Source organism: Roseicella aerolata, assembly GCF_020523605.1.
Lineage (GTDB): Bacteria > Pseudomonadota > Alphaproteobacteria > Acetobacterales > Acetobacteraceae > Paracraurococcus > Paracraurococcus aerolatus.
Map to the genome: position 1 here is coordinate 1 of NZ_JAJAQI010000051.1, position 14,928 is coordinate 14,928.

14 protein-coding genes are annotated in these 14,928 nt (G+C 72.3%); 10 read left to right on the forward strand and 4 right to left on the reverse strand.

Going from position 1 to position 14,928, the window contains the following annotated elements:
• Nucleotides 1–202: 202 nt before the first annotated feature.
• The gene (locus LHA35_RS23610) at nt 203–1,003 is read left to right on the forward strand and encodes a substrate-binding periplasmic protein (RefSeq protein WP_226613052.1); all 801 of its coding nucleotides are present in this window, start codon (nt 203–205) and stop codon (nt 1,001–1,003) included.
• A 61-nt stretch (nt 1,004–1,064) separates the two neighbouring features.
• Here the strand turns inward: LHA35_RS23610 and LHA35_RS23615 are convergent, their stop codons facing one another.
• On the reverse strand, nt 1,065–1,568 hold the full coding sequence (locus LHA35_RS23615; RefSeq protein WP_226613060.1) for a Fur family transcriptional regulator: 504 nt from the start codon (nt 1,566–1,568) through the stop codon (nt 1,065–1,067).
• 18 nt (nt 1,569–1,586) lie between these two features.
• Here LHA35_RS23615 and hisI point away from each other — a divergent pair, with 18 nt between their 5' ends.
• From hisI to lpxB, 5 genes are all read left to right on the forward strand, one after another.
• Nucleotides 1,587–2,015 carry a phosphoribosyl-AMP cyclohydrolase gene (gene hisI, locus LHA35_RS23620; protein WP_226613076.1) on the forward strand — a complete coding sequence of 143 codons (429 nt, stop codon included), beginning with the start codon at nt 1,587–1,589 and terminating at the stop codon, nt 2,013–2,015.
• Nucleotides 2,012–3,139 carry a CobW family GTP-binding protein gene (locus LHA35_RS23625; protein ID WP_226613080.1) on the forward strand — a complete coding sequence of 376 codons (1,128 nt, stop codon included), beginning with the start codon at nt 2,012–2,014 and terminating at the stop codon, nt 3,137–3,139. The genes hisI and LHA35_RS23625 overlap by 4 nt, the downstream gene beginning before the upstream one ends.
• A 175-nt stretch (nt 3,140–3,314) precedes the next feature.
• Nucleotides 3,315–3,914, forward strand: a complete 600-nt coding sequence (locus tag LHA35_RS23630; protein WP_226613084.1) for a GNAT family N-acetyltransferase — start codon at nt 3,315–3,317, stop codon at nt 3,912–3,914.
• Nucleotides 3,911–4,792: a carbon-nitrogen hydrolase family protein gene (locus tag LHA35_RS23635; protein ID WP_226613089.1), complete on the forward strand. Its 882-nt coding sequence runs from the start codon at nt 3,911–3,913 to the stop codon at nt 4,790–4,792. The genes LHA35_RS23630 and LHA35_RS23635 overlap by 4 nt, the downstream gene beginning before the upstream one ends.
• A 199-nt stretch (nt 4,793–4,991) precedes the next feature.
• Nucleotides 4,992–6,164, forward strand: coding sequence for a lipid-A-disaccharide synthase (gene lpxB, locus LHA35_RS23640; protein WP_226613092.1), 1,173 nt, complete (start codon nt 4,992–4,994; stop codon nt 6,162–6,164).
• A gap of 287 nt (nt 6,165–6,451) precedes the next feature.
• Here the strand turns inward: lpxB and LHA35_RS23645 are convergent, their stop codons facing one another.
• The gene (locus LHA35_RS23645) at nt 6,452–7,384 is read right to left on the reverse strand and encodes a Gfo/Idh/MocA family protein (protein WP_226613095.1); all 933 of its coding nucleotides are present in this window, start codon (nt 7,382–7,384) and stop codon (nt 6,452–6,454) included.
• Nucleotides 7,385–7,691: 307 nt separating this feature from the next.
• On the opposite strand from LHA35_RS23645, the gene LHA35_RS23650 reads away from it, so the two are divergent.
• Nucleotides 7,692–7,874 carry a hypothetical protein gene (locus tag LHA35_RS23650; protein ID WP_226613100.1) on the forward strand — a complete coding sequence of 61 codons (183 nt, stop codon included), beginning with the start codon at nt 7,692–7,694 and terminating at the stop codon, nt 7,872–7,874.
• A gap of 307 nt (nt 7,875–8,181) precedes the next feature.
• Here the strand turns inward: LHA35_RS23650 and LHA35_RS23655 are convergent, their stop codons facing one another.
• A complete protein-coding gene (locus LHA35_RS23655; RefSeq protein WP_226613104.1) occupies nt 8,182–8,448 on the reverse strand; it encodes a GlsB/YeaQ/YmgE family stress response membrane protein in 267 nt (88 codons plus the stop codon).
• 173 nt (nt 8,449–8,621) lie between these two features.
• Here LHA35_RS23655 and secD point away from each other — a divergent pair, with 173 nt between their 5' ends.
• From secD to LHA35_RS23670, 3 genes are all read left to right on the forward strand, one after another.
• Nucleotides 8,622–11,201: a protein translocase subunit SecD gene (gene secD, locus LHA35_RS23660; RefSeq protein ID WP_226613115.1), complete on the forward strand. Its 2,580-nt coding sequence runs from the start codon at nt 8,622–8,624 to the stop codon at nt 11,199–11,201.
• An 80-nt stretch (nt 11,202–11,281) separates the two neighbouring features.
• Nucleotides 11,282–12,286, forward strand: a complete 1,005-nt coding sequence (locus tag LHA35_RS23665; protein ID WP_226613134.1) for a tripartite tricarboxylate transporter substrate-binding protein — start codon at nt 11,282–11,284, stop codon at nt 12,284–12,286.
• Between the two features lie 116 nt (nt 12,287–12,402).
• Nucleotides 12,403–13,557, forward strand: a complete 1,155-nt coding sequence (locus tag LHA35_RS23670) for an EAL domain-containing protein (protein WP_226613136.1) — start codon at nt 12,403–12,405, stop codon at nt 13,555–13,557.
• 188 nt (nt 13,558–13,745) lie between these two features.
• Here LHA35_RS23670 and LHA35_RS23675 read toward each other — a convergent pair whose 3' ends face one another.
• Nucleotides 13,746–14,912 (reverse strand): iron-containing alcohol dehydrogenase, encoded by a 1,167-nt coding sequence (locus LHA35_RS23675; RefSeq protein ID WP_226613138.1) that lies wholly within the window; start codon nt 14,910–14,912, stop codon nt 13,746–13,748.
• Between the last annotated feature and the right edge of the window lie 16 nt (nt 14,913–14,928).

Consider the following 14,928-nt stretch of genomic DNA (forward strand, 5'->3'; position numbering starts at 1 on the left):
GGGTTCCCGGATGGGACGACGGACGGGGTCCCCAGCTCAGAAGCGGGCTCGGCCACCCAAGGCGTGCACGGGCTCCCGTCCATCGTCAGCCTCGCCGGCTCACCGCCGGCTGCCAACTGGGAGATACAAGGCCGGGCCGGAGCAGGACGCGTGCCCGGGCGTTTCCGCCCTGGGGCGACCCGCCCCGGGGGAGGTCTTCGCCATGCGTCTCGTGCCGGCCGCCGCGGCGGCCCTGCTCCTGCTATTGCCCCTGCCGGCCGCGACGCAGCAGGTGCTGCGGCTGGTGACCGGGGAACTGCCGCCCTATGCCTTCCATGTCCCGCCGCCCACGGTCGCCGAGCAGGGGGAGCCGCAGGGGCTGGTCTGGGAGGTGGTGCGGGAGGTGGCGCGGCGGATCGGCCACCCGATCGGCATCGAGTTCATGCCCTGGCCCCGGGCGCAGGAACTGGCACTCGGCCTGCCGAATATCGGCATCCTGGCGCTGACCCGCTCGCCGGAACGGGAAGAGCATTACAGCTGGGTCTTCGAGGTGGTGACGGACGATCTGGTGCTGGTCGGCGGCGCGGGGGTGGATGTCTCGGCGCTTGAACGGGTGCGGGACCGGCCGACCGGGGTGCTGCTGCGCTCGGGCGCTGAGCAACTGCTGCGCGAGCGGGGCTTCACCCGCATCCAGCCGGCGGCGGAGGAATGGGTCAACGCGCAACGGCTGCGGGACCGGCTGATCGACGCCTGGCTCGCGCCACGGTTGATGGTGCTGCATGCCCATCGCGAGGTGGGCGGGGATGTCGCGGCCCTCGGCATCGGCGCGGTGGTACGGCGCAGCGGGATCTGGTTCGCCGCATCCCGCGGCCTGCCGGAGGCCGAGATCGTCCGCTGGCGCCGCGGCTTCGAGGCGATGCGGGCGGACGGGACCTATGACCGCATTCTCGCCCGCTACACCCGCCTGCGCCCCGCGCCGGTGCCGGAGGATGCCCGACGCCAGCCGATTCCTTGGGTGAATTGACGGTTTCCAAAAGCCCTTCCGGTCTTTGGCCGCGATGGGTGCAGCGACCTGTGCCCCCGCGCTACGCCGTCGCGCAGCGCGCGCAGGTACCCTCGATCTCCACCGTTGCCCGCCCCGGTTGGAACCCCGCCGCCCGAACGGCCCGGGCCAGGGCCAGCGCCACCCCCGGATCGCTGATCTCGGCCGTCGCGCCGCAGCGCCGGCAGATCAGGAACTGGTGCGGGTGGTCATGCGCCTCTCCGCAGCCGCAATCCTCCGGATGGTCCAGCGCGTCGGCACAGCCGATGAAGGCGTTCAGCCGCTCCACCTTGTGGATCAGCCCCTGCTCCACCAGGAAGTCCAGCGCCCGGTACACCGTGGGCGGGGCCGCACCGGCGCGGCTGGCCTTCAGCCGGTCGAGCAGGGCATAGGCGCCGATCGGGTGGTCGGCCTCCAGCACCAGCCGCAGCACCTCCCGCCGGAGGGCCGTGAGTTGCGCGCCGCGCCGGGCACAGAGCGCGGCGGCGCGGTCGAGGCGCGTCTCGACCGGCGCCGCCGGGGTCATGGGTTTCTCGATCGAGGCCATCGCCCCCTATATAGCGGCATGAGCGCCCTTTCCGCGAACCTTGTCATTGCCGATCCCGCCGCCCGGTCCCGGTTGCTGGATGCCATCCGCTTCGATGCCCGCGGCCTGGTGCCCTGCATCGCCCAGCAGCACGATACGGGGGAGGTGCTGATGATGGCCTGGATGAACCGGGAGGCGGCGGAGGAGACGCTGGCGACCGGCCGGGTCTGCTACTTCTCCCGCAGCCGCGGCGGGCTCTGGCGGAAGGGCGAGACCTCCGGCCAGCAGCAACGGCTGGTGGATCTGCGGCTGGATTGCGACGGGGATACGCTGCTGGCGCTGGTGGACCAGACCGGCGTCGCCTGCCACACCGGGCGGCGGAGCTGCTTCTACCTCGCGCCGCGCGACGGCCAGCTCGCCGAGATCGCGGCGCCCGAGATCGCGCCGGAGGCGCTGTACGGCCGATGAGCGCGCGCCCCGAACCGATCCCGGTCACGGTCCTCACCGGCTTCCTCGGCGCCGGCAAGACCACCCTGCTGAACCGGCTGCTGCGCCATCCCGCGCTGCGCGACACCGCGGTGCTGATCAACGAGTTCGGCGAGATCGGCCTCGACCACCTGCTGGTGGAGCGGCTGGATGGCGACACGGTGCTGCTGAATGCCGGCTGTCTCTGCTGCACCGTGCGCGGCGACCTGGTGCGCGCGCTGCGCGACCTGGCGGCGCGGATGGACGGGGGCCATGCGATCCGCCGCGTGGTGGTGGAGACGACCGGCCTCGCCGACCCGGCGCCGATCCTGCAGACCCTGATGAGCGACCCGCTGGTGCTCTATCGCTACCGGCTCGACGGCGTGGTGACGCTGGTCGATGCCGCGACAGGCATGGCGACGCTGGACGCGCAGCCCGAGGCGGTGAAGCAGGCAGCGGTGGCGGACCGGCTGGTGCTCACCAAGACCGATCTCTCGACGCCGGACCAGGTCTCGGCGCTCTGGGCACGGCTGCGGGCGCTGAACCCGGGCGCGCCGCTGCTGAACGCCCTGCATGGCGAGATCGAGCCGGAGGCGCTGCTGGATTGCGGGCTCTATGACGCCACGCGCAAGCATCCGGAGGTGAAGCGCTGGCTGGATGCGGAGGCCTGGCAGGCACATGGGCATGGGCATGGGCATGGGCATGGGCATGGGCATGGGCATGGGCATGGGCATCATGAGCACGCGCACGGCCATGGGCACCACCATCACGACCCGAACCGCCACGATGCCCGCATCCACAGCTTCTGCCTGACCTTCGACGACCCCCTGCCCTGGGATGGCCTTGCCACCTGGCTGGAGGTGCTGACCATGACGCGCGGCGAGAGCGTGCTGCGCATCAAGGGCATCCTGAACCTGGAGGGCGAGGAGAAGCCCGTCGCCATCCATGGCGTGCAGCACCTCTTCCACCCGCCGGTGAAGCTGGAGGCATGGCCGGATGGGGACGACCGCCGCTCCCGCCTGGTCTTCATCCTGCGCGACCTCGACCGGGCAACCGTGGAGAAGGGGCTGCGCGCCTTCGCCGAGAGCGCGCGGCAGCAGGCACAGATCGCCGCGGGCCGCGGCTGAGAGAGCCGCTCTCCGCGAGGTCGCGGCCCGGGACCTGCGGACCGGGCCATCGCGCGGCCCGCCACGACCGGCGCCGTCACGCCTTCGCCTTGCCCGGACGCAGCCAGCCCCTCCCTCTCAGCGGGCAGCCCCGGCCCGGTTTGCGCGGCGGGCATGGCCCGCCTATGTGCGGGGCATGACCACCCCTCCCCTCCGGCTGGAGACCCTCTCCGGCGACGCGCTCCGTGCCGCGCTGCCGGCGCTGTCGCATCTCCGCGTCGCGGTCTTCGCCGAATGGCCCTACCTCTATGCCGGCGATGCAGCCTACGAGGAGGGTTACCTGGCCGCCTATGCCGCCGATCCCGGCGCCGCCGTGGTCGTCGCCTTCGACGGCGCGACACCGGTCGGCATGGCGACCTGCCAGCCCATGCCGGCCTCGCACGGCCCCGTCCCGGCCGCCTTCCAGGCCCGCGGCCTGGATCCCGCGCGCTTCTGTTATTTCGGCGAGAGCGTGCTGCTGCGGGACTACCGGGGCCGCGGCGCCGGCCTCGGCTTCTTCGAGGCGCGGGAGGCGCATGCGAAGGCGCTCGGCCTCTCCGCCGCGGCCTTCTGCGCCGTGGTGCGCAACGCGAACGACCCGCGCAGGACGCGCGACCACACGCCGCTCGATGCCTTCTGGCGCAAGCGCGGCTATGTCCACCGGCCGGACCTCTCCTGCGTCTTCCACTGGAAGGAGCTGGGCGACGACCGGGAGACGCCGCATACCCTCTCCTTCTGGCTGAAGGACCCGCTGTGAGCGCCCTCCGCATCGGCGCGCTGGCCTGGCCGGTTGGGCGCCCCGAGAGCGTCGCCGACTTCGCCGCCCGGCTGGATCATTGGCTATCCCAGGCCGCGGGCCGGGCCGACCTCGCCCTGCTGCCGGAATATGCCTGCGTCGAGCTCGGCACCGCCCTCTCCGGCAGCGGCACCGCCGACGAGGCAGCCGAGCTGCGCGCCATGGTGGCGGCGGCGCCCGCCATCCTCGAGGTCATGCGCGCCGCCGCCCGCCGCCACGGCCTCTGGCTGCAGCCGGGCAGCCTGCCCATGGCCGACGGGGACCGGGTGGTGAACCGCGCCCCGATGATCGCGCCCGATGGCCGCCTCGCCTTCCAGGAGAAGCGCATGATGACGCGCTTCGAGGCGGAGCGCTGGGGCGTCGCCTCCGGCGCACCGCCGCAGGTCTTCGAGACGCCCTGGGGGCTGATCGGGCTCTCGATCTGCTATGATTCCGAATTCCCGAAGCATGTCCGCGCCCAGGTCGAGGCCGGTGCCTGGCTGATCCTGGTGCCGACCTGCACGGATACGCTGCACGGCTACAACCGGGTGCGCTTCGCCTGCCAGGCGCGGGCGGTGGAGAACCAGTGCTTCATTGCCGTGGCGCCCACCGTCGGCGCCGCGCCCTGGTCCGCGGCGCTGGACGAGAATCGCGGCCAGGCCGCCGTCTTCGGTCCGGTGGACCGAGGCTTCCCGGAGGATGGCGTGCTGGCCGCCGGCCCGCTGGACACGCCTGGCTGGACCTTCTGCAGCCTCGACCCGGCGCGCATCGACACCGTCCGCCGCGAGGGCGCCGTGCTGAACCACCGCGACTGGCCCCGCGCCCCGCTGCCGAAGCCGGCCGTGGCGGTGCTCCGGTGATCGAGGGTGGTCCGCAGGGGGCGCTGCCCCCTGCACAGGTCCCCAGGGGTGGTGCTGTACACCTCCCCTGGGAGTCCGGTCCGCCGGGGACCGCGTCGCTCCCCGGCCCCCGAGGCAGGTTCCATCGATGGGAATCAGGGGCCCTTCGGCCCTCGGCCGGGGGGGCCAGGGAAGACGGCGTCTCCCCTGCGCGCCACTCGTGACGCTCGTCTATCTCCTCGCTGGCGAGGCCTCGGGCGACGTGCTCGGCGCACGGCTGATGGCCGCCCTCCGGCGGCGGGCGCCCGGGATCGAATTCGCGGGCGTGGGCGGGGAGCGCATGGCGGAGCAAGGCCTGGAGAGCCTTTTCCCGATGCGCGAGCTCTCGCTCATGGGCCTGCTGGAGGTGCTACCGAACCTGCGCCGCCTCGCCCGGCGGATGGACCAGGCGGAGGCGGATATCCTGGCCCGCCGGCCCGACCTGCTGGTCACCATCGACGCGCCAAGCTTCACCCTGCGCCTGGCGGATCGGGTGCGGCCGAGGGGCACCCGCGTGGTGCATTACGTCGCGCCCCAGGTCTGGGCCTGGCGCCCCGGGCGCGTCCGGAAGATCGCCCGCCGGGTGGACCGCATCCTGGCGCTGCTGCCCTTTGAAGCGCCCTTCTTCGAGGCGGCCGGCATCCCGGTGAGCTTCGTCGGGCATCCGGTGCTGGAGAGCGGAGCGGATGGCGGCGATGCCGCGCGCTTCCGGACGGCGCACGGCATCGGGCCAGAGCAGCGGGTCCTGCTGGTCATGCCGGGGAGCCGCCGGGCGGAGGTGCGCCGGCTGCTGCCTGTATTCGGGGAGGCCTTGCGGCTGACCGCCGCCGCGGTGCCGGGGCTGCGCCCGGTGCTGGCCCTCGCCGGGCCGGTGGAGGCGGCGGTGCGCGCCGGCACGGCCGCCTGGCCGGTGCCGCCCATCCTGGTACGGACCCCGGCGGAGAAGCAGGATGCCTATGCCGCAGCCGAGGCCGGGCTGATCAAGTCCGGCACCTCCAGCCTGGAGATGGCGGTGGCCGGCGTGCCGCATGTGGTGGCCTACAAGGTGAACCCGTTGACGGCCGCCATCGTGCGGCGGCTGATCCAGGTGCCGCATGCCTCGCTGGTGAATCTGCTGGCGGAGCGGGAGGTGGTGCCGGAACGCCTGCAGGAGAATTGCACGCCGAAGGAACTCTCCGCCGCCCTGGTCCGGCTGCTGCGGGAACCGGAGGCCGCTGCCACCCAGCGCGCGGGCTTCGCCGAGGTGCTGGCGCTGCTGCGGCCCCCGGAGGGGCTGCCGAGCGAGGCGGCGGCCGCGGCGGTGCTGGCCGAGATCGATATCAGCCGGGCTGCTGCGCGACCGAGCCCGCCCTGAGTCGCACGAGGGACGCTCGGCGCGTCACTCGCTGAGCCGAAGGGTTGCCGCTGACGGCGCGGGGCGGAACCGATTGCGCCCCGGCCGGCTCCGGGGGTCGGGAAGGCGCGGCCCAGGCTGAGGGGACGCCGCTACAACGGATTGCGCTCATGATCTGAACGCCGATCCGCTGGTGCTCTTTGATGTTCGAGCAGGGGCACGCTCCCGGGCGTTCACGCCCGTCCGCGATCTGCTCCAGCCCGCCCCGGGCCGGACCGGGCGCGACCGCCGGCCGAGGCATGGGAGGCTCACCCCGCCGCGATCGCTTGCTCCACCCGCAGCGCCGCGTCCAGCGCCCGCAGCCCGGTCTCGCCGCTCGCCTCCACCGGCGCGCCCTGCTCGATGCTGGCCATGAAGGCCGCCTGCTCGGCCTCCAGGCTGTCGTGCTCGGTCCAGGTCGCGCGGTCGATGCCCCAGCCCGGCATGGTCGCCACCGGCTCCGCCCCGCCCGGACGGAGCTGCTCCAGGCTGCGCGCCAGGAAGTCGACCCGCGTCTCCCCCCGCGGGCCCAGGACCCGCAGCCGGCGCTCCAGCCCCACGCTCACCCGGCTGGCGGTTACCGTCGCCGACGCCCCGCTCTCGAAGCGCAGATGGGCCACCGCGAAATCCGGATGGTCGGACATGACCCGGCGCCCGACCGCCCGTACCTCGGCCAGCGGCGAGCCGGCCAGGGTGAGCACCAGGTCGAGGTCGTGGATCATCAGGTCGAGCACCACCGAGACATCCAGGCTGCGCGGCCGGAAGGGCGCGACGCGGGTCGCCTCGAAGGCCAGCGCCCCCTGCTCCGTCTCGCTCGCCCGCAAGGTGCGGATGGCGGCCGAATAGCGCTCGATATGCCCGACCTGCAGCACCAGGCCGCGGGCCCGGGCCCCGCCGAGAATCGCCTCCGCCTGGGCGAGGGAGGCGGCCAGCGGCTTTTCCACGAACAGGTGCCGCCCGGCGGAGATGGCCTGCATGGCATAGGCATGGTGGAAGGCGGTCGGCACGGTGATGATGACGGCGTCGCTGGCGGCGATCAGCCCTGCCGCGTCGCGGGCCTGGGTGCCGCATTCGGCCGCGACCGCCGCCGCCCGGGCGGCATCGGCATCATGCACCCCCGAGAGCACGCCGCGCGCCGCCAGCTTCAGGGCGTGGAACCGCCCGAAATGCCCGGTTCCGAGCACGCCGATCCTGAGAGGCATCCAGAACATCCAATTCAGTCAGAAGGCAGGCCGCGGTCTAGCGGACGCCGCCGGAAGCCTCAAACCATGGGTCGCCTTGCGCCGCCCACCCCTGTGGGACGCCCGCCATCCGCTCCCGTCCGGAACCGGCAACGGCATCAGCGCGCAGGAGGACGGTGCGCGAATGGGCATGCGGAGACCGCTGGGCAGAGCGCGATGCGGCACCGGTCACGGATCGGGAAGGGTTGCCGGGCAGGATCGGGGACACCCCGCCGGCACGGATCCTGCCGGCATCCTCGACCGTGACCCTGCCCAGGACACCACCCGCGTGAGCACACCGATTGCTGAGGATTTCGCCGCCATTCGCGCCCGGCTGGAGGCAATCCAGGCCGCCGAGCGCCCCGTCGCCGTCCCGGAGGCGGATGCGCCGCCGCAGGCCTCACCGGCCCCGTCCGGAGCGGCGGATTTCTATGGCTGGCTGATGGGTGGAGGGCTCTGGGCCCTGGGTTGAGCCGCCGCCTGCGTGAGTGCTCTGCTGGGTCCTGCCCGGTGCGCTGCCGGTTGAAGCGGCGCCGGGTGGCGGGCCGGCACATCCCTGCCGGGCAGAATGGACCCGTGGGCGCAGGCCGCCCGGCAGAAGCGGGATTTGCCGGAGCAGCGAATGGCGGCGCGAAAGCGCCCGGGGAGATCCTGCCCGACCCCTGGCCGGGCCGTGGCATCACCGCATTTGCGCGGCGCGCCACGGCCCGGCCTCGCCAGCTGCATGCCGCCCCTGCCCCTTCGTCGCCGGTACAGCGGATGTCAGGGGCAGGAGGCCATCACACCGTGGTGCCGCGGGAGGAGCGCCGGGTCACGAGCGTGTAGATGGCGAGTACGATCACTGCGCCGACCACCGCGCCAATGAAACCTGCTCCCTCTCCGGCCCGATACCAGCCGATCGCCTGGCCGAGATAGGTCGCCACCACGGCGCCGACGATGCCGAGCAGGGTGGTGATGATGAAACCGCCGGGATCGCGCCCGGGATGCAGGAATTTGGCGACGAGTCCGGCGAGGAAGCCGATGATGATGGTCCAGATGATGCCCATGGCAACTCCTCCGATGGCGCTGCCATAAGCCGCCGGCGCGGGTGTGGTTGCATGCCGGAATGGTGCGGCGCCTCTCAGGCTTGCATCGCCGCCCCCCCGTCGTCACATTCCCGGCCGAATTTCGTGGGGGTTCGCCCCCGAAGGGTGACCTGCTCCATGAGCCGTACCGCGCCATGATGTTCTTCGCGCGCTGGAAGACCGCCGCCATCCTTGCGGTCATCCTGCTGGGGGCGCTCGTCTGCGTCCCGAACTTCTTCCCGAAATCCGAGCTCCCCTCCTGGGCCCGGCAATTCTCCCTCGGCCTCGATCTCCGCGGCGGCTCCTACCTGCTGCTCGAGGTCGAGATGAACGCCGTGGTGCGGGAGCGGCTGGAGAGCCTGGCCGACGGCGCCCGCACCCGGCTGCGGCAGCAGAATATCGGCTATGTCAACCTGGCGGCCGACCCCGCGAACCGGCGCGTCGGCTTCCGGGTGCGCGATGCGGCGCAGGCCCAGGCTGCCGCAGCCCAGATGCGGGAGCTGGCGAACCAGATCCCGACCAGCATGGGCGCCACCACCCCGGATATCGAGGTGACGACGGCCCCCGACGGCACCGTGACCGCGACGCTGACCGAGGTCGGGCTCCGCGCCAAGGCGACCGGCGCGGTCGAGCAGTCGATCGAGATCGTCCGCCGCCGGATCGACGAGACCGGCGTCGCCGAGGCGCTGATCGCCCGCCAGGGCCAGAACCGCATCCTGGTGCAGCTTCCCGGCGTCGAGGATCCCAACCGGATCAAGGAGTTGCTGGGCAAGACCGCCCGAATGACCTTCCACCTGCTGGACGAGACGGCGAACCCGGCCGCGGCAGCGCCGCCGCCCGGCGTCATGTTCCTGCCGGGCGAGGGCCGCGGCGGCCAGACCGAGCGTTATGCGGTCCGCCGCCGGGTCGAGGTGGACGGCGCCAACCTGACCGATGCCCGCGCCGGCCAGGACGGCCGCACCGGCGAGTGGGTGGTGAATTTCACCTTCGATTCCATCGGCACCCGCCGCTTCGCGGACGTGACCCGCGCCAATGTCGGCCGCCCCTTCGCCATCGTGCTGGATGAGCGGGTGATCACCGCCCCCAACATCCGGGAGCCGATCACCGGCGGCCGCGGCCAGATCAGCGGCAGCTTCAACGCCCGCTCGGCCAATGACCTGGCGGTGCTGCTGCGCGCCGGCGCCCTGCCCGCCCCGCTGACGGTCGTTGAGGAGCGGACGGTCGGGCCGGAACTCGGGGCCGATGCCATCCGCGCCGGCGTGCTGGCGCTGGCCGCCGGTGCCGTCTTCGTCTTCCTCTATATGGGCCTGGCCTACGGCCTGTTCGGCTGGTTCGCCAACATCGCCCTGCTGGTCAACATCCTGCTGCTGCTGGCGGCGCTGTCGCTGCTGGAGGCGACGCTCACCCTGCCGGGCATCGCCGGCATCGTGCTGACCCTCGGCACCGCGCTGGACGCCAACATCCTGATCAACGAACGCATCCGGGAGGAGGTGAAGAACGGCCGCCCGCCGCTCAGCGCGCTGGAGGCCGGCTTCACCAAGGCTTCCGGCACGATCATGGATTCTAACCTGACGAACCTGATCGCCATGGCCTGTCTCTACGGCTTCGGCAGCGGCCCGGTGAAGGGCTTTGCCGTGACGGTCGCCATCGGCACCGTCGTGCAGATGTGGACCGCGACCACCCTGGTCCGCCTCATGGTCTCCTGGTGGTACCGCGCGAAGCGGCCGAAGGAGCTGCCCGTGGTCGAGGGCGGGCGCGGGCTGTTCGGCAGGCTCGGCCGCCCGCTGTTCCGGCTGGTGCCGGACGTGACCAGGATCCCCTTCATGAAGGGGGCGCGGATCGGCCTGCTGACCTCGGCGATCATCTCCACCGCCTCGGTCATCGGCGCCTTCTATCCGGGTCTGGAGAAGGGGATCGACTTCAAGGGCGGCATCACCATGGAGCTGCGCACCCCGGGCCCGGCGGACCTTGCCCGGCTGCGGGCGGCGGTCGGCGGTCTCAATCTGGGCGAGGTCGGCCTGCAGGAATTCGGCGCCCCCGATACGGTGCTGGTCCGCCTGCCGGTGCAGGGCGACGAGGCCGGCACCCAGGCCGCGGTGAACGCGGTGCGCGGGGCGCTGGAGCAGGTGGCGCCCGGTACCCGCATCCTGCGGACCGAGGCGGTGGGCAACCGGGTCTCGGACGAGCTCTTCCTCGGCGGGATGATCGCGCTGGCGATCTCCTTCCTGGCGATGCTGATCTATATCTGGTTCCGCTTCGAATGGCAGTTCGCCCTCGCCGGCATCGTCACCCTGATGCTCGACACCAGCAAGGTGGTCGGCTTCATGGTGCTGACCGGGATCGAGTTCAACCTGACCACCGTCGCGGCGATCCTGACCATCATCGGCTTCAACGCCAACGACAAGGTCGTCGTGTTCGACCGGATGCGGGAGAACCTGCGCAAGTACAAGCAGATGCCGCTCCGCGACCTGGTCGATCTCAGCATCAACGAGACGCTGAACCGTACCCTCGGCACCTCCATGACGCTGCTGCTCTCGGCGGTGCCGCTCGCGCTGTTCGGGGGCGATGCGCTGTCGGGCTTCGCCTGGCTGATGATCTTCGGCATCGTGGTGGGCACCTCCTCCTCCACCTTCATCGCCGCGCCGATCGTGCTCTTCACGGGCGAGAAGCAGCTGCGCCGGGGTGAGCCGACCCCGCCTGCCTCGGCCAAGGCGGGTGCCCCGGCCGGTGTCTGAGACCGGCCGGTGGCGGCCATCGCGCCATGCGGGCACCGAACCGCCACGGCCCGCCTGACCGGCCGGGCGAAGGCCGTCCCGTGACCGGCGCGGCCATCTGCGTCCGACCGGCCTCCCGCGAGGAGGGTCCGGCCCGCCCCGTTGGGCCGGGCCGGCGCAGCCTCGGCGCGGCGCTCCTCGCCGCCACGCTCGCGCCACGGCCCGTCCTGGCCCAGAAGGGCGCGGTCACGCTGCTGGTCGGCGCCGCGCCGGGTAGCGCGGCCGATAGCTGGGCGCGCGGCTTCGCTCCCTTCCTCGAACGGCACTGGCCACGCACCGGCGTCGCCGTCGCCAATCACCCCGGTGAACGCGGCCTGGCCGCCGCCAGGCTGGTTGCCGCCGCCACGCCGGATGGCCGGCTGATCGGCGCCATCGGCACGCCGATGCTGCTGGCCCGCGCCATCGAGGCGCGGGCGGAATCCGTGGTCGCCGGACTCGGCTTCGCCGCCGCGGTGGCGGAGGAGCCGTTGGTGCTGGTCGGCCAGGCCGGTGCCGTCGAGGACCTGGACGCGCTGCGTGCGCTCGGGCCACAGGCGGTGCTCGGCACGCCGCCGCAGGGCAGCGCGGCGCAACTGGCCGCCAACGCGCTCAGCCGCGCGCTGCCCCTGGCCCTGCTGGCCTTCCCGAATGCCGCCGGCGCCCGCCAGGCGGTGCTGGCGGGCAACATTCCCTGCGCCCTGCTGGCCGTGCCGGACGCGATCGCGGCACTGCGCGACGGCCGACTGGCCGGCCTTGCCCTGGTGCAGGAACAGCGGATCGATCTGCTGCCGGAGGTGCCAAGCTTCGCCGAGCAGGGCATCCCGCTCCGCCTCGCGGCGCATCGCGGCTTCGCGGTGCCGGCGGGCACGCCGCCCGCGATCCTGGCCCCCCTGGTGAAGGCGCTGCGGGCAGCGGTGGCGGACCCTGAATTCGCCGCGCAGGCACAGGCGCAGGGCTACCTGCCCCGCTTCATTGGCCCCGCCGCCTGGGAGCCGATGCTGCGCCGGACCCTGGCCGAACTGGAAGCGCGCTGGGTGGCGGACCCTTGGACGGCGCGGCACGACTGAGGACGATTGACTGCGACTGACAGGGATTATCCAAAAACGTCAGCAAATGATTAATTTTGGCCCCTGCCTTCCTGCGGAAAGGGCTATAGGCTTCGGATCCTTCTGGAAGGCATGCCGTGCAGGGTCCAGGCGCCAACACCGCGCGCAGCAGGCAGGTCCTGGTCCTTGCCCGCGATCCTGCGCTGATTGCCGCCGCCCATGCGGCCTCGGCGCGGCTGGGCCTGCCGGTACGGACGGTGCGGACGGGGTCCGAGGCGCTGGCGCGACTCGCGAGGCCGGGCCCTGGCCCCGGGCATCTGGTCTGCGACCCGGCCGTTGCCGGCACGGCCTGGTCGGGATTGCTGGCCCTGCTGGCCGAGCCGGCGACGGGCACCTCGCTGATCCTTGTCGGTCCCATGCCGGGAGCGTCATCTCACCTGCCAGCGCCGCTACCGCAGGATCACGGCATGCTCGCCCAAGCCCTTGCCATTCCACGTCCCTGCCCGGCTGCGCCCTCAGTCAGCGACGGAACGGTTCGGGATCTTCAGGAAGGCCTGGCGCGCGGCGAGATCAGCGTGCACTACCAGCCGGTGGTGCGGATGGCGGATCGTCGTCCTGTGATGGTGGAGGCGCTGGCCCGCTGGCACCGGCCGAGCGCCCCGGTGCCGCCCGACCGCTTCGTGCCGCTGGCCGAGCGCGCCGGGCTGGCGCGCTGCCTTTCCCTCGCGGTGGCGGGCACGGCGCTGGCGGAGCTGGCGCGCCTCTGGCCGCGCCTGCGGCTTGGCGTCTCGCTCAACCTGCCACTCGCCCTGCTGCTGCAACCCGACCTGCTGAGCTGGCTCGGCCGCGCCCTGGGCCGGCAGGGGCTGGGCCCGCGGCAGGTGGCGCTGGAACTGACCGAGACGACGCCGGTCCATGATCTGGCGCAGCTGCATCGCGTGCTGCTGCGGCTGCGTGCGGCCGGCTTCCGCGTGCTGCTGGACGATGTGGTGCCCGGCGATGGGCGGGAAAGGCTGCACCGGCTGCCCTTTTCCGGGCTGAAGCTCGACCGCTCCCTGGTGGAGCGCCTGCCGGGGCAGGCGCAAAGCCGGCAGGAGGTGCGGCGCCTGGTCAGGCTGGCGGAGACTCAGGGCCAGGCGGTGGTGGCCGAGGGCGTCTCCGACCGACGGATCTGGGGCGCGCTGCGCGGGTTGGGCGTGCATTATGCGCAGGGCTACGGCATCGGCCGCCCCGTTCCCGCCACGGCCCTGCCGGATTGGTGGGCCGGCTGGCGCGGCGGGCAGCTCGGGTGAGACCCGTCAGGGGCGATCGCGGGTGAAGGCCTCGGCCTTGGCACGACCGATCGGGCAAGGTGAGGCGCACGGTCCCTCGCGGCCCCCTGCAGCGGATTGCGTCCGGAACTGAACGCCAATCCGTTGCAGACCATTGATCGCGAAGCGGATTCTCCTGGCCGGGCATTCACGCCCGCCCGCGATCCGCTCTAGCCGTACATCTTGCGATAGAGCGCGATGATCTCGGCCTCGGTCGGCACCCGCGGGTTGTTCCCCGGGCTGCCGGAGGCCAGCGCCTGCTTCGCCATCAGCGGCAGCAGCCCCTCCCACTTCGCCGCCGGGATGCCATGGCCCTTCGGCGTCGGCACGCCGAGTTCCTGGTTCAGCGCCCGCAACTCCTCCAGCAGCTTCGAGCCCGCGACCTGGTCGGCATCCTCCGGCGTCGCCACGCCGATCGCCCGCGCCGCCTCGGCATAGCGCGGCAGCGCGTCGTTCAGCCCGAACTCGGTCACCGCCGGCAGCAGCATGGCGTTCGAGAGGCCATGGGGTACATGGAAATGCGCCCCGAGCGGACGCGACATGCCATGCACGAGCGCGACGGAGGAGTTGGAGAAGGCAAGCCCCGCCTGCATGGCGCCGAGCATCATCGCCTCCCGCGCCGCGGCGTTCTTCGGCTGATGATAGGCGATCCGCAGGTGCCGGCCGATGAGGCGCATGGCCGAGAGCGCCAGGCTGTCCGCATGCGGGTTGGCGCGCTTCGAGACATAGGCCTCCAGCGCATGGGTCAGGCTGTCGATGCCGGTATCGGCCGTGGTGCGGGCGGGAACGCTGTAGGTCAGCTCGTAATCGACAATCGCGGCGAGCGGCAGGGCACCGAGCCCGGCGATCAGCATCTTCTCATCCGTCTCGGTATCCGTGATGACGGTGAAGCGCGTCGCCTCGCTGCCCGTACCGGCGGTGGTCGGGATGCAGATCACCGGGACCGCGCCCCTGTCCGCGCTCGCCGGGACCTTGAACTCCCGCATCTTCTGGCCTGGAGCGGCGGCGGCTAGGATGGTGATCGCCTTCGCCGTGTCCATGGGGCTGCCGCCGCCGAACCCGATCAGGCAGTCATAGTCGCCGGCCCGGAAGGCGGCGACGCCGGCCTCGATGACCGTATCGGTCGGATCCGGCACCGTCTCGGCGAAGACTTCCGGCGAGAGGCCGGCGGCGCGCAGCGGGTCGAGGCAGCGATTGACCGTACCGGAGGAAAGCATCCAGGGATCGGTCACCACCAGAGGGCGCGAGAGGCCGAAGAGGCCCAGCACCTCAGCGATCTGGCCGACGCTCCCGCCGCCGATCCGCATCAGCCGCGGCGAGACGATGGTTGCGGTCATGGACGCACCTCCCGGT